Origin of the sequence: Pseudomonas sp. R76, assembly GCF_009834565.1 — a bacterium.
In the GTDB taxonomy this organism is placed as follows: Bacteria; Pseudomonadota; Gammaproteobacteria; order Pseudomonadales; family Pseudomonadaceae; genus Aquipseudomonas.
This window is the reverse complement of record NZ_CP019428.1, coordinates 2,043,416-2,059,820: the sequence shown is the minus strand read 5'-3', so window position 1 is coordinate 2,059,820 and position 16,405 is coordinate 2,043,416. Positions and strand designations below refer to the sequence as shown.

The 16,405-nt window shown below is 57.8% G+C and carries 18 protein-coding genes and 1 pseudogene; 9 read left to right on the top strand and 10 right to left on the bottom strand.

Annotated elements, in window-relative coordinates; translation table 11 throughout:
• Positions 1 to 45: 45 nt before the first annotated feature.
• Positions 46 to 951, top strand: coding sequence for a LysR family transcriptional regulator (locus tag PspR76_RS09415; protein WP_159954946.1), 906 nt, complete (start codon positions 46 to 48; stop codon positions 949 to 951).
• Here PspR76_RS09415 and PspR76_RS09410 read toward each other — a convergent pair.
• Positions 948 to 1,571 (bottom strand): HAD family hydrolase, encoded by a 624-nt coding sequence (locus tag PspR76_RS09410; protein WP_159954945.1) that lies wholly within the window; start codon positions 1,569 to 1,571, stop codon positions 948 to 950. The genes PspR76_RS09415 and PspR76_RS09410 overlap by 4 nt on opposite strands.
• A 225-nt stretch (positions 1,572 to 1,796) precedes the next feature.
• Positions 1,797 to 2,990 (bottom strand): enoyl-ACP reductase FabV, encoded by a 1,194-nt coding sequence (gene fabV, locus PspR76_RS09405; protein WP_159954944.1) that lies wholly within the window; start codon positions 2,988 to 2,990, stop codon positions 1,797 to 1,799.
• 374 nt (positions 2,991 to 3,364) lie between these two features.
• Here fabV and PspR76_RS09400 point away from each other — a divergent pair, with 374 nt between their 5' ends.
• Both PspR76_RS09400 and ppnN read left to right on the top strand, forming a co-directional pair.
• Positions 3,365 to 4,189, top strand: a complete 825-nt coding sequence (locus PspR76_RS09400) for an aspartyl/asparaginyl beta-hydroxylase domain-containing protein (protein ID WP_159954943.1) — start codon at positions 3,365 to 3,367, stop codon at positions 4,187 to 4,189.
• 149 nt (positions 4,190 to 4,338) lie between these two features.
• Positions 4,339 to 5,712: a nucleotide 5'-monophosphate nucleosidase PpnN gene (gene ppnN / locus PspR76_RS09395; RefSeq protein WP_159954942.1), complete on the top strand. Its 1,374-nt coding sequence runs from the start codon at positions 4,339 to 4,341 to the stop codon at positions 5,710 to 5,712.
• Here ppnN and PspR76_RS09390 read toward each other — a convergent pair whose 3' ends face one another.
• The gene (locus PspR76_RS09390; protein WP_159954941.1) at positions 5,713 to 6,105 is read right to left on the bottom strand and encodes a RidA family protein; all 393 of its coding nucleotides are present in this window, start codon (positions 6,103 to 6,105) and stop codon (positions 5,713 to 5,715) included.
• A 98-nt stretch (positions 6,106 to 6,203) separates the two neighbouring features.
• Between PspR76_RS09390 and PspR76_RS09385 the strand changes: the two genes are divergently transcribed.
• The 3 genes from PspR76_RS09385 (at position 6,204) to PspR76_RS09375 (ending at position 7,355) form a co-directional block, all read left to right on the top strand.
• Positions 6,204 to 6,518 (top strand): AbrB/MazE/SpoVT family DNA-binding domain-containing protein, encoded by a 315-nt coding sequence (locus PspR76_RS09385; protein WP_237235740.1) that lies wholly within the window; start codon positions 6,204 to 6,206, stop codon positions 6,516 to 6,518.
• A complete protein-coding gene (locus PspR76_RS09380; protein ID WP_159954940.1) occupies positions 6,515 to 6,910 on the top strand; it encodes a PIN domain-containing protein in 396 nt (131 codons plus the stop codon). The genes PspR76_RS09385 and PspR76_RS09380 overlap by 4 nt, the downstream gene beginning before the upstream one ends.
• Positions 6,911 to 6,980: 70 nt before the next feature.
• Positions 6,981 to 7,355: a hypothetical protein gene (locus PspR76_RS09375; protein ID WP_174245605.1), complete on the top strand. Its 375-nt coding sequence runs from the start codon at positions 6,981 to 6,983 to the stop codon at positions 7,353 to 7,355.
• Between the two features lie 7 nt (positions 7,356 to 7,362).
• On the opposite strand, the gene PspR76_RS09370 is transcribed toward PspR76_RS09375, so the two are convergent.
• The 3 genes and pseudogenes from PspR76_RS09370 to mqo all read right to left on the bottom strand — a co-directional run bounded on the left by PspR76_RS09370 (position 7,363) and on the right by mqo (position 9,958).
• A complete protein-coding gene (locus PspR76_RS09370) occupies positions 7,363 to 7,692 on the bottom strand; it encodes a YXWGXW repeat-containing protein (RefSeq protein WP_159954939.1) in 330 nt (109 codons plus the stop codon).
• Between the two features lie 157 nt (positions 7,693 to 7,849).
• Positions 7,850 to 8,172 (bottom strand): annotated as a pseudogene (locus tag PspR76_RS09365) (EamA/RhaT family transporter); the annotation flags it as partial.
• A 139-nt stretch (positions 8,173 to 8,311) separates the two neighbouring features.
• The gene (gene mqo, locus PspR76_RS09360) at positions 8,312 to 9,958 is read right to left on the bottom strand and encodes a malate dehydrogenase (quinone) (protein ID WP_159954938.1); all 1,647 of its coding nucleotides are present in this window, start codon (positions 9,956 to 9,958) and stop codon (positions 8,312 to 8,314) included.
• A 494-nt stretch (positions 9,959 to 10,452) separates the two neighbouring features.
• On the opposite strand from mqo, the gene PspR76_RS09355 reads away from it, so the two are divergent.
• A complete protein-coding gene (locus tag PspR76_RS09355; RefSeq protein WP_159954937.1) occupies positions 10,453 to 11,640 on the top strand; it encodes an MFS transporter in 1,188 nt (395 codons plus the stop codon).
• A 107-nt stretch (positions 11,641 to 11,747) separates the two neighbouring features.
• Here the strand turns inward: PspR76_RS09355 and PspR76_RS31210 are convergent, their stop codons facing one another.
• Both PspR76_RS31210 and PspR76_RS09350 read right to left on the bottom strand, forming a co-directional pair.
• Positions 11,748 to 11,969 (bottom strand): hypothetical protein, encoded by a 222-nt coding sequence (locus tag PspR76_RS31210; protein WP_237235739.1) that lies wholly within the window; start codon positions 11,967 to 11,969, stop codon positions 11,748 to 11,750.
• 145 nt (positions 11,970 to 12,114) lie between these two features.
• Positions 12,115 to 12,483 (bottom strand): DUF6124 family protein, encoded by a 369-nt coding sequence (locus tag PspR76_RS09350; RefSeq protein ID WP_159954936.1) that lies wholly within the window; start codon positions 12,481 to 12,483, stop codon positions 12,115 to 12,117.
• Positions 12,484 to 12,781: 298 nt separating this feature from the next.
• Here PspR76_RS09350 and PspR76_RS09345 point away from each other — a divergent pair, with 298 nt between their 5' ends.
• Positions 12,782 to 13,564 (top strand): hypothetical protein, encoded by a 783-nt coding sequence (locus tag PspR76_RS09345; protein WP_159954935.1) that lies wholly within the window; start codon positions 12,782 to 12,784, stop codon positions 13,562 to 13,564.
• 207 nt (positions 13,565 to 13,771) lie between these two features.
• Here the strand turns inward: PspR76_RS09345 and PspR76_RS09340 are convergent, their stop codons facing one another.
• A complete protein-coding gene (locus PspR76_RS09340) occupies positions 13,772 to 14,785 on the bottom strand; it encodes an AraC family transcriptional regulator (RefSeq protein WP_159954934.1) in 1,014 nt (337 codons plus the stop codon).
• A 14-nt stretch (positions 14,786 to 14,799) separates the two neighbouring features.
• The gene (locus tag PspR76_RS09335) at positions 14,800 to 15,627 is read right to left on the bottom strand and encodes an oxidoreductase (protein ID WP_159954933.1); all 828 of its coding nucleotides are present in this window, start codon (positions 15,625 to 15,627) and stop codon (positions 14,800 to 14,802) included.
• A 311-nt stretch (positions 15,628 to 15,938) separates the two neighbouring features.
• Here PspR76_RS09335 and PspR76_RS31035 point away from each other — a divergent pair, with 311 nt between their 5' ends.
• Positions 15,939 to 16,103 (top strand): hypothetical protein, encoded by a 165-nt coding sequence (locus tag PspR76_RS31035; protein WP_174245604.1) that lies wholly within the window; start codon positions 15,939 to 15,941, stop codon positions 16,101 to 16,103.
• Positions 16,104 to 16,405 lie beyond the last annotated feature (302 nt).

Genomic DNA, 16,405 nt, shown 5'->3' with positions numbered 1-16,405 from the left:
GATAAACTGCGTATTCCTGCAATGACTTTAAACCAGGGCTTGATAATGGATCTGTTCCAGGCAATGTCGGTGTATGTGAAAGTGGTCGAGACCGGCAGCATGACGGCCGCCGCGCAAGAATGCGGGATGTCGACCACCATGGTCGGCAATCACTTGCGCGCCCTGGAACAGCGCCTGGGCGTCAGCCTGCTCAAGCGCACCACGCGCAAACAAAGCCTCACCGAATTTGGCGGGCAGTATTACCAGCGCTGCCTGGAAGTGCTGGGGCTGGTGGCCGACTCCGAGTTGCTGGCAGAGCAGGCGCACAGCGAAGTCCCCAAAGGCAGCCTGCGCATCACCGCGCCACCGGTGTTCGGCACCGAGCGCCTGGCACCAGCCTTGAGCGAATTCTCCCAGCGCTACCCGCTGATCAACCTGCACGTGGAGTTGAGCAACGAGCGAATGGACTTGGTCGACAGCGGCTTCGACGTGGCGATCCGTCTCGGCGAACTGGAAACCTCCAGCCTGATCGCCAGGCCCATGCAGGCCTACACCCTCACCCTCTGCGCGTCACCTGCGTACCTGGCGCGACGTGGCACGCCGCACACCCCCGACGACCTGCGCCAGCACGACTGCCTGGCGTTCGCCTACCCGGCGACCGACAACTGGCGCGACACCGACAAGCTCTGGCGCATGACCGGCGAAGAAGGCGAGGTGGAAGTCCCGGTGGCGGGCACATTGACCATCAACAGCTCGCAAGGCTTGCGCCAGGCGGCCGTCAACGGCATGGGCATCATCATGCTCGCCGATGCCCTGGTGCAACCGGACCTGGAGAGCGGCAAGCTGGTGGCCTTGCTGACCACCTATCAACTGTCCAGCCGCCCCATGCACCTGCTCTACCGCCAGGACCGTTACCGCCTGCCCAAGCTGCGCGCCTTTGTGGATTTCGCCATGGAAAAGTGGGCGCTCTAGAAGGCCACGCCCAACTCCCGCAGGCGCGCCGCCGTGCGCTCGGCCGACACGTGGTGAATGCCCTGCCAACCGAGGGCCACGGCCGCCTCGATATTGCCGGCGACATCATCGATAAACACCACTTCACCGGGCTGAATATCCGGCAGATAGGCGCGCACCTGATTGAGGCTGGCGTGATAGATCGCAGGGTCCGGCTTGATCAGCTTCAACTCGCCCGAGACCACGATATCGCGCAGATGCTGCAGGAACGGATAGTTGGCGCGCGCATAGGGGAAGGTTTCCGCCGACCAGTTGGTGAGCCCGAACAGCGGCATATTGGCCTTATGCAGCGCCTCAAGGATCGCCACGCCTTCCGGCAACGCGCCACGCAGCATCTCGTGCCAACGGTCGTAGTACGCCTGGATCAGGCGTTCGTGCTTTGGGTACTGCTCGATCAGGTGGCGCGTGCCTTCGGCCAGGCTGCGGCCGGCGTCTTGCTCGGTGTTCCAGGCTTGGGTGCAAATGGTGTCAAGAAAGTGCTGCCGCTCGTGATCGTCGGTGATCAGCTGGCGGTACAGGTGGTGCGGGTTCCAGTCGAACAGGACACCGCCGAAATCAAAAACTACTGCACGAATCGTCATCAGATCCTCCGTTAGCGTGGCTTGATAGCGCAAGGAGTCTGGCAGATTGTGAGGGTGCGCGGGAGCGTGATGAAGTGCAGGAGCAGAGATGTGTGTGGAGCAGACATGTGTGGGAGCTGGCTTGCCTGCGATGGCATCACCGCGGTGCAACTGAAACACCGAGGTGGCTGCATCGCAGGCAAGCCAGCTCCCACACAAGCCAGCTCCCACATTTTTGACCGTGTTTTAGGCTTGGATCAGGCCATTGATTTTCACGGTCGGGTTTACATCGGCTTCGTAATCCACGCCGTCGATTTCAAAGCCGAACAAGCGCAGGAACTCAGCCTTGTAGCCGGCAAAATCGCTGATCTCGTTGACGTTGTCGTCGGTCACCTGGTTCCACAGCGCGGCCACGGCGTCCTGGACTTTCGGCTCCAGCTCGGCCAGGTCGGCGCGCAGGCGGCCGTCGGCGTCCAGCTTCGGCTCGCTGCCGTACAGGCTGTCCTTGAACAGGCCGTAGACCTGCTCGATGCAGCCTTCGTGGGTGCCCTGCTCTTTCATCACTTTGAACAGCAACGACAGGTACAGCGGCATGATCGGGATCGCCGAGCTGGCCTGGGTGACCACGGCCTTGAGCACCGACACACGGGCGTCGCCCTTCAGCGCGGCGAGGTTGTCGCGCAGGGTCAGGACTTTTTTGTCCAGGTCTTTCTTGGCTTCGCCGATGGAGCCGTTCCAGTAGATGTCCTGGGTCAGCTTCTCGCCGAGGTAGGTGAACGCGGTGGTCTTGGCGCCTTCGGCCAATACATCGGCGTCACGCAGGGCGTCGATCCACAGCTGCCAGTCTTCGCCGCCCATGACTTTCACGGTGCCGTCGATTTCTTCCTGGGTTGCAGGCTCAAGCGTGGTGTCGACCACAACGCCTTTGTCGGTGTTGATACCGCGCAGGGTCACGGCCTTGCCGATTGGCTTGAGGGTGGAGTTGTGCACCACGCCTTGCGGGTCGGTACGGCGTGGCGCGGCCAGGCTGTAGACCACCAGGTCGATCTTGCCCAGGTCTTTCTTGATGGTTTCGATGGTCAGGCGCTTGATCTCGTCAGAGAACGCGTCGCCGTTGATGCTCTTGGCGTACAGGCCTTTTTCAACCGCAAACTTCTCGAACGCAGCGCTGTTGTACCAGCCGGCGGAGCTCAGCTTGCCTTCTTCGCCTTCTTTCTCAAAAAACACACCCAGGGTGTCGGCGCCGCAGCCAAACGCAGCACTGATGCGCGCGGCCAGGCCGTAACCGGTGGAAGCGCCGAGGACCAGCACCTTTTTAGGGCCGCCTTCGATGACGCCGTGTTGGGTCACGTAGTCGATCTGTTCCTTGACGTTCGCTTCACAGCCAACAGGGTGAGCGGTCACACAGATAAAGCCACGAACCCGCGGTTTGATGATCATAAAATTTCTGCCTCTTCCAAGGTGCCGAAGGCCAATGGTGGCCATTCAACTTAATCGTACCGGTCTATGACGTCCAAAAAACCGAAGCGTCACGATAGTCGCAAATCTTCTGTTTACAAAATTCAATCGGCGCAGCGCTTTTTGGCGTATGCCTGCTACCGTTCACCCTCCTACGGGTTTGCGGCGTAAACTCTGCGCCAGACCATAACCGTGAAGATTTGTTCAATTCCTTCACAATTTCGCAATATTTAAAACGCCTATTCGTCGCTGAACGCCTTATCATAAGGGGGATGTATCAACATGTTTCAACACCCCCACCACTCGCAGCCACGGATCCGGACCTGTCGAATGGCGTCCAGCTGGAGCTGAGTTTCATGAGCAAGTCTGCCTTACGCAAAAATGCAGTGTCGGTCGCCTGGGCAATCGGCGTCCTGCTGATTATTTGCCTGTTTCCCATGACCACTGCGGTATTTCTCGGCCTGGTGCTGGTTTGCGGGGTCTACGACTTCCTGCGCAACGGCCTGTATGACGCCGACACGATCAAAAAGTACTTCATCGGCAGCGGCCGTAATACCTGGATATTGGCGCCGTTCAACACCCTGTTCGACCTGCTGAGCCTGCGCAACCGCCATGTCTACACCATGCGCGACCTGCCGCCGGCCTGGCGTGAAGACCTGCAGCAGGTGATCGACGATGCCATGGCCAACAAGGATGAAATCATCAGCTACCTGGATGAACGCATGGCCGAGAAGAAGCGCGGCATGTTGTTTTTCCAATGGTACGGCCGCCCGATTGAAACCACTTTGGACATTCCGCAACTGCGCAAAAAACTGCCGTATGTGAAGACCATTGGCGTCTCAGTGTTCAACGAAAACCGCTCGACGTCCTTCCACTTCGGCCCGCTGCGCATGATGTTCCGCGTGCTCTACAACATGGCGCCGGCGCCGCACCATGAGGGTGTCTATATCCAGGTGGGCAAGCACAAGCACTACTGGCACGACAACCCGCTGTTTATTTTCGATGACACGCTGATGCACGCGTCCTTCAACAAGAACGACGCAAAACGTTACTGCCTGTTCATTGATATCGTGCGGCCGACCCTGCTGCCTTCAGTGCTCAACGCCGTGATCGCAGGCTTTGCCGGGCTGGTGTTTACCCTGCGTCGGGTTTTCTACAAAAACTGGAAGCTGATTCAGTAAGTTCTGCGGCATGATGGTGCTGGACGGTGTTTGCGCCCTGCCCGAGAGGCGGCCAAACTACAGTCTCGTGCGACCGAATTCGGCGCTCACCATTTTCAGGCCATCGCTGCCCTAGACGGGTGCGATGGCTGCGCCTTCAAGGAATCAGAATGCCCCAACGTCAAGTCATCAACGCCTCCGTCAGCCCCAAGGGCAGCCTCGAAACCCTGTCCCAACGTGAAGTCCAACAACTGAGTGAAGCCGGCACCGGCAGCATCTATACGTTGTTCCGCCAGTGCGCCCTGGCCATCCTCAACACCGGCGCGCATATCGACAACGCCAAGACCATCCTCGACGCCTATCAAGATTTTGAAGTGCGTATCCATCAGCAGGACCGCGGCGTGCGCCTGGAATTGTTGAACGCACCGGCCGACGCCTTCGTCGATGGCGAAATGATCGCCAGCACCCGCGAAATGCTGTTCAGCGCCCTGCGCGACATCGTCTACACCGAGAACGAGCTGGACAGCCAGCGCATCGACCTGAGCAACTCCCAAGGCATCACCGACTACGTGTTCCACCTGCTGCGCAACGCCCGTACGCTGCGCCCGGGCGTGGAACCGAAAATCGTGGTGTGCTGGGGCGGGCACTCGATCAACACCGAAGAATACAAATACACCAAGAAAGTCGGCCACGAACTGGGCCTGCGCAGCCTCGACGTGTGCACCGGCTGCGGCCCCGGCGTGATGAAAGGGCCGATGAAGGGCGCGACCATTTCCCACGCCAAACAACGCATCACCGGCGGGCGCTACCTGGGCCTGACCGAGCCGGGCATCATCGCCGCCGAAGCGCCGAACCCCATCGTTAACGAACTGGTGATTTTGCCGGACATCGAAAAACGCCTGGAAGCCTTCGTGCGCGTCGGCCACGGCATCATCATCTTCCCGGGCGGCGCCGGCACGGCCGAAGAGTTCCTGTACCTGCTGGGCATCCTGATGCACCCGGACAACCGTGACGTGCCGTTTCCGGTCATCCTCACCGGGCCGAAACACGCCGCGCCGTACCTGCAACAGCTGCACGCCTTCGTCGGCGCCACCCTGGGCGAAGCGGCGCAGGCGCACTACCAGATCATCATCGACGACCCCGCCGAAGTGGCGCGCCAGATGACTGCCGGGCTCAAGGCCGTGAAGCAGTTCCGCCGTGAGCGCAACGACGCGTTCCACTTCAACTGGCTGCTGAAGATCGACGAAGGTTTCCAGCGCCCGTTCGACCCGACCCACGAAAACATGGCCAGCCTGCAACTCAGCCACGCGCTGGCGCCCCACGAACTCGCAGCCAACCTGCGCCGCGCGTTTTCGGGGATTGTGGCGGGTAACGTCAAGGACAAAGGCATTCGCTTGATCGAGCAGCATGGGCCGTATGAGATTCACGGCGACCCGGCAATCATGAAGCCGCTGGATGAGCTGCTACAGGCGTTTGTTGCCCAGCACCGTATGAAGTTGCCGGGCGGCGCGGCGTATGTGCCGTGTTATCGCGTGGTCCAATAACTAACGCTGCACCGCCACGCATTTGATTTCCACCAGCAACCCGGGATGCGCCAGTTCTGACACGCCGATGGTCGTCCAGGCGCGATGCCCGCGTGGAAACAGGCGGTTTTTCACCTCGCGAAAAACCGCCATGTGCTGGCTCATGTTCACGTGATACGTGGTCATGTCGACCACGTCATCAAAGCTGCAACCGCCCTCCTCCAATACCTGCCGCAGGTTGCCCCAGGCAGCCATGAATTGCGCCTCGGGGTCTTCAATCACGGCCAGTTCCGGCGTGCGGCCAACCTGGCCTGCGCAGTACAAAGTGTTTCCAACTTTAACGGCTGGCACGTAGCCCGCGCGCTCAACAATGGGTTGCATGGCAGGAGGGATGATGAGCTTGCGGTCGGTCATAGCTTGTATCTCTTTGGGGTGCAGGAAAGCGTGTGAGCGCGAACAGTTCGAACTAGGGTTTTACCTGTTCCCATTTACTCACACCAGCAGAGCGACCTATGGACCAACGGATCTTGCCCTTCATCAATCCTTACCTTAGGGTAAGGAATATCACGATGGAGTTATTAGCTATGGCCACCGCAAAACTTACCTCAAAAGGGCAAATCACCATTCCTATCCAAGTGCGCACCGCATTGGGCCTGGAAACCGGCGACCGGGTTGAATTTGTCGAAACGGAAGACGGAAAGTTTTCCATCATTGCCGCGAGCAAAACCGTGCAGGACCTCAAGGGGTTGATCCGCAAGCCCGCCCAGGCCGTGTCGATCAATGCCATGAACCACGCCATCGCCACCCAGGGAGCAAAAGCGCGATGATCGGCCTGGATACCAATGTGCTGGTGCGTTATGTCACCCAGGATGACCCGGTCCAATCGCCCAAGGCATCGGAGCTGATCGAATCACTCACCACATTGTCGCCAGGCTTTGTCAGCCTGGTGTCGGTGGTGGAACTGGTCTGGGTGTTACAAAGCTGCTACGAGTCGGCCAAGAGTGAGGTGGTGACCGTGCTGGAAACGCTGTTGCGCACACGTGAATTGACCGTCGAACATGCCGAGATCATCTGGCAGGCTCTGCGCCGATTCACCGCAGGCAAAGCCGACTTCGCCGACTACCTGATAGAGCGCTGCGCCCATGCGGCCGGTTGTGAATACACCGCCACCTTTGATCAAAACGCGGCCAAGGCCACAGGCATGAAACGGCTGGGCTGAGCCACACCATTGCGACGCTGTTCAGGCTTTGGTAAAACCGCGTTCAACCTTGATCAAGAGACAGACTCACGTGCGCATCCTGCTACTCGCTACTTTGAGCTTGGCCTCCACCCTGGCTGCCGCCGACACCATCGCCTGGCCCGACCTGCCGAAAAGCTGTTTCGTCAGTGGTCGCTCTGCCACCAGCGCGGATGTGGACACCGGCTGTGCAGCGTTCTTGATCAACGTGCAAGGCAAAGCGGCGGGTACGCCGATCAAGCTGGAGATTCCCCAATATGCCGTGCATGTGGACGAAGCCACGGGCAAAGAAACGCCGGTGATCATCATCCAGGCCGAAGAGAACGGCGAGATCAAGGCAGTGGGCTACAAGGAACTGGGCACCGATCAACTCGGTGCCGCGTTGTTGCGGGAGGTTCGGCTCCTGGGCACCCAGAAGCCGATCTAGCGCAGGCTCAACGCACCCAGCCGCCGCCCTGCCAGTGGTAACCGTCATTGCGCTGCACCCAGTGCGGATGCACATAACGATAGCCTTCGCGCACTTGCTCCCAATGGCCGTGTACCGCGACGTATCGCCCGCCTTCCCAGCGCCAGTAACCGCGCGACCACACATAGCCGTAACGTGCCGCGGGTTCGACTTCGATCACCTGGACCGGTGGCGGTTGTGGCGCAACCACTTCGACATATTCACGCTGTACCGGCCTGCGGTCATGCACAACGCGCTCTTGCACACACCCGGATGCCGCGACGACCACTGCCGCCATTGCTGCATAACGTAGCAACATACAAAAATCCTCGGGCGTTACAGCCCAACACCTGCACCAGTAAAAAATGCCCCCATGTTTCAGCCACGCTCCTGCTTAGGCCTGGGTTCTTTGTAACAGGTGATGTCTGTCAGCTTGCTGAACTGGCAGGCCTCAGGAAGCGCACGCGACGGTCGGTTACTGCAAAGGTGAAGCCGATCAAGGTCAGCAGCGACTGGAGAACAGCGGCAGCACCAAGCCTGCGTCCTGGCGTTGCCCACTGCGGCGCTCATACAGGGTGGCCAGCGTAAGCCCCAACGCGGCGGCCAGTGGCAGCAAATACATAACCAGCCCGACGCTTTGGCCGCTATTGCTGTATTGCCCGGCGATCACGATACAGACCCCAGCAAAGCTGGTGATCAGCCCGGCCCACTGCCAGCCACCGCTGCGCTCGGCGCTGCTGCCGGTCGATAACGCCGCCGTCATCAAGGGCTGCAGTGCCGCGAGGATGGCGGCTGTACCTGCTGTGCGATCCCGGCAATGCACTGGCCTTGCACCTGCATGAGCAAGTCAGGCACTTCAAGGTGTAAACACTGGGCACAAAAAAGCCCGCTGACCGTTACCGGTTCAGCGGGCTTCTTACAGCGGTTTAACCTTTGGCTTACAGCGCCAGGTCAGACGCCGGCTTGCTCGGCTCAGCCGCTGGCTTGGCAGCCTCGGTAGCCTTTGGCGCGTTCAACTGCGGAATCGCAGGCGGCGGCGTCAGTTGCAGGATACCGGCGGTGTAGGCCCATTCCTTGGCAACAGCTTCAGGGCTGTCGTTCAGCTTGGTGCCGTAGCTCGGTACGATCTGGTGCAGCTTGGCTTGCCACTCAGGGGTCGCCACCTTGTCCTTGAACACTTTTTGCAGCACGGTCAGCATGATCGGAGCCGCGGTGGACGCGCCTGGCGATGCACCCAACAGGCCTGCAATAGTGTTGTCGGCGGAGCTGACCACTTCGGTGCCGAGTTTCAGGACGCCGCCCTGCTCTTCGTCACGCTTGATGATCTGCACGCGCTGACCGGCTTGCCACAGGCGCCAGTCTTCTTTCTTGGCGTTCGGGAAGTACTCTTTCAGCGCGTTGTAGCGGTCGTCATCCGACAGCATCAGTTGGCCGGCAAGGTACTCAACCAGTGGGTATTCACGAATACCGACTTTGGTCATTGGCCAGATGTTGTGGGTGGTGGTGCTGGTCAGCAAGTCCAGGTACGAGCCTTCTTTCAGGAACTTGGTCGAGAAGGTCGCGAATGGGCCAAACAGGATTACACGCTTGCCATCCAGCACGCGGGTGTCCAGGTGCGGAACCGACATCGGTGGTGCGCCAACCGAAGCCTTACCGTAGGCCTTGGCCAGGTGCTGCTCGGCGATGGCCGGGTTATCGGTCACCAGGAACGAACCGCCAACCGGGAAGCCTGCGTATTCCTTGGCTTCAGGAATGCCCGACTTCTGCAGCAGGTGCAGGGCACCGCCGCCGGCGCCGATGAACACAAACTTGGCGTCGGTTTCAGTCTTGGTGCCGTCTTTGAGGTTTTTGTAGCTCACACGCCACGAACCGTCGGCGTTCTTGGTGATGTCCTGCACTTCGCTCGACAGTTTCAAGTCAAACTTCGGCGTGGTTTGCAGGTGAGCGACGAACTGGCGGGTGATCTCGCCGAAGTTCACGTCGGTGCCGATCGGGGTCCAGGTGGCCGCGATTTTCTGGTTCGGGTCACGCCCTTCCATCATCAGCGGAACCCACTTGGCGATTTGCGCCGGGTCTTCGGAGTACTGCATGCCGGCGAACAGCGGGCTCGCCTGCAGGGCTTCGTAGCGTTTTTTCAGGAACTTGATGTTGTCATCGCCCCACACAAAGCTCATGTGCGGTGTGGAGTTGATGAACGAACGCGGGTTCTTCAGCACGCCCTGCTGGACCTGCCAGGACCAGAACTGACGGGAGATCTGGAACGCTTCGTTGATCTCGACCGCTTTCGGGATCTCAACGTTGCCGTTCTTGTCTTCCGGGGTGTAGTTCAGCTCAGCCAGGGCCGAGTGACCGGTACCGGCGTTGTTCCAGCCGTTGGAGCTTTCTTCGGCCACGCCATCAAGACGCTCAACCATCTCCATCGACCAGTCCGGCTGCAGCTCGTTGAGCCAAACACCCAGGGTCGCACTCATGATGCCGCCGCCGATCAGCAGCACATCGACTTTCTTTGCCTCTTCCGCGTGAACGGACGTGATCCCCATCGACAAAGCCAGCCCCAGCAGGGCAGTGTTTACTTTTTTAAACATCAGTAGCACCTATGATAAAACGCCATCCGCCCCACCGCCCCTGATCATGGGCAACCCTCAATCACGCCGCGCCAGGCAGCGCGCCGCGGGGTTTGCACATTCACATGAGAACCGCAGGGTGGGCACACAAGGCCGACGTATCGACCTCACTGTTTATGTCCCTTCTGCGCTGACTTTTTATCATTATTGGCTTCAGCTACCTGGGCGACAGCCAACCGCCGGGACGTATACGGGTGTACGCACCGGGGAAAGACTAGACCAAGACGGCGCGCAGAATATCACGCTAAACGGCGTTTATGCGTCCTTTGGCCAATTGACAGCTCTAAATCGCGGGTTTTAACCCGTCAGTGTCAAGCCTGACAGGCGCGACGTGGCGTCACAGGCGCCTAGATGAAACTGAACTCCGCGGCAAACGGCTGTTCTAGACACCTTCGCCGTTGCTTGCGTAGCATCGGCGGCAGTCCTTCGTGCAATCCTTCCAAACAGAGTTACCCATGACTATCCAGCAAACACCCGGGCACGTACTGCCCGCGCGCAGCGCCGCCAAAATGGAAGCTGCCATGGCCGTGGGCGCCTTCGCGATCGGCACCGGCGAATTCGCCATCATGGGCTTGATGCCCGACATCGCCCACAATTTGAACTTGAGCGAACCGCAAGTCGGCCACGCCATCAGCGCCTACGCCCTCGGCGTCATGGTCGGCGCGCCATTGCTGGCCATCCTCGGCGCCAAGCTGCTGCGCAAACACATGCTCTTATTACTGATGGGCCTGTACGCGTTGGGCAACCTCGCCACCGCCTTCACCCCGACTTTCGGCTCGCTGGTGGCCTTCCGCTTCATCAGCGGCCTGCCCCACGGCGCCTACTTCGGCATCGCCGCCGTCGTCGCCTCCAGCATGGTGCCCAACGACAAACGCGCCGGCGCCGTGGCCCGCGTGATGATGGGCCTCACCCTCGCCATGCTGCTCGGCAACCCCATCGCCACCTTCCTGGGCCAACACCTGGGCTGGCGCTCGGCGTTCGCCCTGGTCAGCGCCATCGCCGTGTGCACCCTCTTCCTCGTCTGGCAATTCGTGCCCGACCGCCACGACGAACCACGCAGCGACCCGCGCAAAGAACTGCGCGCCTTCACCAAACCCCAAGTGTGGATGGCCCTGTCGATTGGCGCGATTGGCTTTGCCGGCATGTTCTGCGTGTTCAGCTACCTCGCCCCGACCATGCTCGAAGTGACCAAAGTCTCGCCACAATGGATCCCCTTCGGCCTCGCTGCGTTTGGCGTCGGCGGCATCATCGGCAACATTGCCGGCGGCAAACTGTTCGACCGTATGCAATTTCGCGCCGTGGGCTTGATATTGGTGTGGTCGATAGCCGTGTTGCTGTTCTTCCCCTTCGCGGCATCGTCGCTGTGGGGCGTGCTGCTGAGCATGGGCCTGGTCGGCACCATGGTGGCGTTGGCCGCACCGCTGCAAATCCGCCTGATGGACATCGCCCACGAAGCCCCAAGCCTGGCGGCAGCGTCCAACCACGCAGCATTCAACCTGGCGAATGCGCTGGGGCCGTGGTTTGGCGGCATGGCGATTACGGCGGGTTACGGCTGGACCAGCACCGGCTACATCGGCGCCGCCACAGCGCTGGCCGGCCTGGGCATCTACCTCATCGCCCGCCGCATGAAAGGCGGCCACTGATATTTCCCACACCACCACACCCCAATGTGGAAACTCTAATGTGGGAGCGGGCTTGCCCGCGATAGCGGTGGGTCAGTCAACCAACAAATGACTGCCCCACCACCCCATCAATCATCATGCAACAACCCCGACCCATACTCCCCATAACTACTCCCCAACCCACTCCCGCCAAAATTCATCTTGGCCGCCTTGCTCGGGCTATGGTCCCCAAACGCCTGGCATCCGCCTGAAAAACAAGGGTCACTGCCTCCGCCCGACGAACCCGTCGAACAAGCGCCCAACAGCAGCGTGCCAGCAATCATCACGACTTTAACCAGGTTCGAGATCATGTTTTCAGTTCCCTATGGGCTGGAGGTGCGGGGGGCCTCTCTTAAGTGGGAGCGTAGTCCTCAACGGTGCAGGGAATTATGAAACTTTGCGGGGTGACAGCATGGGTTCAGGTTGCCGCCTTGGGGTGAGGCGGCGGGGTTGGGGTCAGGCTTTGGCTGGGTTGGCGGCAGGTGCGACTTGCTCCTGGGCTCGGGCGACGAGTAGAGCGCTTAGGTCGATGAGTTGTTGGATGCCGAGGAGGATGGCGCGGTGCGGGTCTTCGAGGTCGAAGGCCAGGGTGGCGGCCATTTGGTTGGCGGAGTCGAGGTTTTCGGATGCGTTGGCTAGGAGGGTTTCGGTGTCGATGTTGGGGCTGACGGAGAATAGATTGCCGGTTGGGTGGTCGGCGGGGGCGGCGTTGTCGTCAGATGGTGGCAGGTAATGGTGAATTGCTCGTTGGGCAGCCGTTTGTAGCTTGGCATCGACGGGCGCAGTGTTTTGATCGACATAAGGTTTGCGTGATTTGTTAGGCATGGGCGAAGCTCCAAATATTTTCGGGAGTTAAAACGCCTTAGCAATACGGACTTCCACCTCCGGCCGCTGGGTTTGTAGCGGCTTGAGGAGGTTAGCGGTGTAAGGTCTGACGGGCAAGCTTAGAAAGCCGTGGGATTTTTCCCCACGAAAGCTGAAAACTTTTACCTACATACAAATGAAAATCCAGAGTAATTCACCAATGGTTCGGCATCGTTCCAGAATAACGCATTGCCGCGGGTGATAGCCCACAGTTACTATACGTTTAGGACCGATAAATACGCTAACAATGGAGCAGTTCATGATTACAGACATCAAAGAAATTACAAATATATTATTTTTTTTGATCGTAGGATCGATAACAATTTTAAGTTACCTGCAAGCTAGAAAAACTCTATTCGCACCTATAAGAACCGAAGTTTTCAAGCTACAACTTAAAATCTTCGAAGAAGTGTTGGGTTTTTTTCAGAATAAAACTGAAATAGAGTTTATTAAGGAATGCGACCTAAATCTAATCATCAGGTTAAACACCTATCAAATGGTAGATAGCTACGTAGATAATTTCTTTGCATCTGAAGTGAAAATTGACAAAGAACATCAAAAAGAAGTATATAAAATACTTACCAGGGCCATTGTTTCTGAAAAATATTTGAGACCTATCACAGAAGGGCCTGAAGATTCCGCCACCGAGCCTCCTAAAAAAGTCATTACAAACCCCGCAATTCTGCTTTCAAATTGGCAGAAATATGAGCACCCCGCGATTGCGTATACCGAGAAATTAGCGGATACCCAAGCCGAACTTAAGCGATTATCCATATCTCCCATCCTACCATCGAACATCAGAAGGCTTATTACAGAGTTCAATGATCTAATCACAAAAAATCTATTTCTGGTTGGAGAATCCACTACTGAGTTCTCCCAAAGAATGCCAGATCTAGCTCCGCGAACATCCGACTTGCAAAAATTCAATCCAAGCTTGGCTGCAAACTTATACAACAGCAAGCGAATTGCTTTCGAGCCCAAAGCGGAAGAAATTTTAACAGCAATAAACAACTATCTGAAAATCGAGCAACTTATGCACTGAGCCGCATTGGAATATTGGGGTCGGAATATCGGCAAATATATCGGAGCCAGACCACGACAACTGCAATTGGTCTTTTCTGATCCCATACAGAAATAGAGGCAGACCATAGGATATCGGGGTCAAACCAAAATATACGGCGCAATTATCTACTTAAGATCCGCGGTTTTATCCAAACGACAAGAAGTAGAAAATCATCTTCTAAAAACATCAGGAGTAAAAAACGTTGCCTGACCATTGAGATCGGTAAACCCCAGGTGTAATCCCCGCCCAAGATTTGAAAGCACGGTGGAAGGTGTTTCCGTCCTCAAAACCCAACAGATACGCTACTTCAGCAAAGCTGATGTGCGAACGGCTCAAGTAATGCTCGGCAAGACTGCGCCGCGTCTCCACTAGCAACTTTTGATAGCTGCTGCCTTCAAGCTCCAGCGCGCGCTGCAAGGAGCGTTTGCTCGTCGCCAGCCGTTGCGCGACCGCATCGATGCTCGCCTGGCCGCTTGGCAATAACTCAAGCAGTAAACCCTGCACACGCTTGCGCACGCTGGCGGTAGCGTCCAATTCACTCAAGCGTTTGTCCAGCAGCGGCTGAAAAAACGCCCACATGGGTTGGTTTGCTGTCAGGAAAGGCCGCTTTGAATCACTGTCGCTAAACCTGATTGAAGGCTTGATGCCCACCGTGACAGCGCAGCCGAAAAACGCTTCGTAAGGGCGGCAATCATCGGGTAGCGTCGGTAATTGCACACGTATCGGGCAGATTCGATGACGGGTTGCCAGGCGAGCCAGTTGAGTAAAAAACACCAGCTCTGTCATTGCGGTGCTGGCAGGCCATGACGGCACGACCTTCGGAAACTCTACACTCACCTCCATGAAGGCCGCTTGCTGCTCAATGTGCAACACCAGAGGCCCGATCAGCGCCTTGTAGCTGGCAAGTCGCCGCAGGGCGACCTCCAGGTTCGGGCTGCACAAGCTTGCAAATAGGGGAGGGTCAAACGCTTCGGCGGTAATCGCTTTGCCTATGATCAATGGCAGTTCTTGCCCTTGGGTCAACTGCTCCAGTGCGAGCCAAAGCTGGCAATACTCTATTGGGTTCACGCTCGCCTCTGGCCGGGCGAAAAGGTCTTCGGGAAGCTTGGCAAGCCTCAGCACATCGGCAACGTTCGCGCCGAGATCAGCAATGACCAACGCCCACCCCGGATGCACCGAAAACTGCGTAGCAGGCCTCATAGGTCTCGCTCCTGTCACCGCACCATAGCCATCATTATCTTGTCGTAAATCCGGTCACCCAGCCATTTGCGGATGGACATCAGTGGCCGCGCATATTTACCCCCAACATAGCGTGTTTTGGGATGGGCGCTACGCACAGCCTTCAACACCAGGTCGACGATGACCTGGGGCTTGGACAGCGAACCGGGTTTATACGACTGCCGCGTGGCAGCGGCGACCTTTTGGGCCATGGCATGGTAAGCACCGTTTTCCGAGCGGCGAAGCATGGGTTCCAGCATAACTGCCCCAAACTCGGTGTCGATCGCGCCCGGTTCAATCAAGACCACGTTGATACCGAACTGTCGAAGCTCCAGGCGCAAACAATCCGACCATCCTTCCAGGGCGTGTTTGGTGGCGTGATACCAACTGCCTAGCGGGGTGTAGACCTTGCCCCCCATGGAGGAGATATTGATGATGAGGCCTTTGCCCTGGCTACGCATACCTGGCAGCAAGGCCTGCGTCAGTCGTGCAAGCCCGAACAGGTTTACCTCGAATTGGTAGCGGGCGTCATCGATCAGGGTGTCTTCCATCGCCCCGTATAATCCAAAACCGGCATTATTCAGAAGCACATCTACCGCACCGTGCTGACTTTTAATGTGGGCAACGACTCGCTCCACATCCTGCTCGCGGGTGATATCCATCGCGAGTGTAATCGCCCCCAACCGGCGCAGTTCCGTCATCTGATCCACGCGTCGGGCGACGGCGTAAACGACCATGCCCTCCCCCAACAACGCCTGCGCGAAAGCCTTCCCCATCCCGCAAGAAGCACCCGTTACCAGTGCTACTCGACTTGATTGCTTCATGGAACAAACCTCCGCCCGACTCAATGTGAGTGAAGGTTATCGCCAGGCCAGGAAGGAGGCATTGGTAAGACACGCCAGTTGGCATGCCAATGACGCCAACTCGAAGTCGTCGACACTAAAGCTCCGCCACGTCCCCCACAAACACCCTACATTGGCCCCAACCAAACACGAGGGATATCGGGGTCAGACCACGATACTCCGGCAGTGATGTCGAACAAATCACTTCCGGATACACCTAGCGACGACCTGTCGATTCAAGCGAGTGTTCCACGGTTTAAGATGCCCCACTAGCGTCCACCATTGAGGCCACCATGACTGGATTATCCCTGAACCTACCAGAAGCTATGGACGTTCTTCGCGACTACATCGAGCACGAACAAGCGCTGACCGCCCAGATCGAGCTGGCAGTAAAAGAAGCCGACCAGGGCAACTTCGCCACCGATGACCAGGTGGCGGGGATGCGTGCCGGCGAATAGGAGTAGCTCAAGGCCTTCACCCGTTTCATCGAAACCGACCAGATGCTGTACAAGGCCTTGAAAGCTCGTAAAGTAGATTTTTAAAGCGATCCCAGTCACCCGTTTTATTTACAAGCAATGTAGAACATTAGAAGACGATAAAATAGTGTTATTAGCCAGATGAGCAATGGATCAATAACAGCGCAAAGACCCGCACTCGTCACTTGCCCCCGCTGTAACCCCTAAATTGAATCGCCCATTGTAATGAGGCAAATCTTTTAAGATCATCTAAAGCGTGATTATCGATATCGGGCTTTACATCA

Excerpts from the sequence above, each read along its gene's own strand:
- PspR76_RS09340 (WP_159954934.1), bottom strand. The coding sequence starts at position 14,785 with ATGAGGCCTGCTACGCAGTTTTCGGTGCATCCGGGGTGGGCGTTGGTC.
- PspR76_RS09380 (WP_159954940.1), top strand. The coding sequence starts at position 6,515 with ATGATCGGCCTGGATACCAATGTGCTGGTGCGTTATGTCACCCAGGAT.
- PspR76_RS09335 (WP_159954933.1), bottom strand. The coding sequence starts at position 15,627 with ATGAAGCAATCAAGTCGAGTAGCACTGGTAACGGGTGCTTCTTGCGGG.
- PspR76_RS09370 (WP_159954939.1), bottom strand. The coding sequence starts at position 7,692 with ATGTTGCTACGTTATGCAGCAATGGCGGCAGTGGTCGTCGCGGCATCC.
- PspR76_RS09345 (WP_159954935.1), top strand. The coding sequence starts at position 12,782 with ATGATTACAGACATCAAAGAAATTACAAATATATTATTTTTTTTGATC.
- PspR76_RS09355 (WP_159954937.1), top strand. The coding sequence starts at position 10,453 with ATGACTATCCAGCAAACACCCGGGCACGTACTGCCCGCGCGCAGCGCC.
- PspR76_RS09415 (WP_159954946.1), top strand. The coding sequence starts at position 46 with ATGGATCTGTTCCAGGCAATGTCGGTGTATGTGAAAGTGGTCGAGACC.
- mqo (WP_159954938.1), bottom strand. The coding sequence starts at position 9,958 with ATGTTTAAAAAAGTAAACACTGCCCTGCTGGGGCTGGCTTTGTCGATG.
- PspR76_RS09400 (WP_159954943.1), top strand. The coding sequence starts at position 3,365 with ATGAGCAAGTCTGCCTTACGCAAAAATGCAGTGTCGGTCGCCTGGGCA.
- PspR76_RS09390 (WP_159954941.1), bottom strand. The coding sequence starts at position 6,105 with ATGACCGACCGCAAGCTCATCATCCCTCCTGCCATGCAACCCATTGTT.
- fabV (WP_159954944.1), bottom strand. The coding sequence starts at position 2,990 with ATGATCATCAAACCGCGGGTTCGTGGCTTTATCTGTGTGACCGCTCAC.
- PspR76_RS09385 (WP_237235740.1), top strand. The coding sequence starts at position 6,204 with ATGGACCAACGGATCTTGCCCTTCATCAATCCTTACCTTAGGGTAAGG.
- PspR76_RS09410 (WP_159954945.1), bottom strand. The coding sequence starts at position 1,571 with ATGACGATTCGTGCAGTAGTTTTTGATTTCGGCGGTGTCCTGTTCGAC.
- PspR76_RS31210 (WP_237235739.1), bottom strand. The coding sequence starts at position 11,969 with ATGATCTCGAACCTGGTTAAAGTCGTGATGATTGCTGGCACGCTGCTG.
- PspR76_RS09350 (WP_159954936.1), bottom strand. The coding sequence starts at position 12,483 with ATGCCTAACAAATCACGCAAACCTTATGTCGATCAAAACACTGCGCCC.
- PspR76_RS31035 (WP_174245604.1), top strand. The coding sequence starts at position 15,939 with ATGACTGGATTATCCCTGAACCTACCAGAAGCTATGGACGTTCTTCGC.
- ppnN (WP_159954942.1), top strand. The coding sequence starts at position 4,339 with ATGCCCCAACGTCAAGTCATCAACGCCTCCGTCAGCCCCAAGGGCAGC.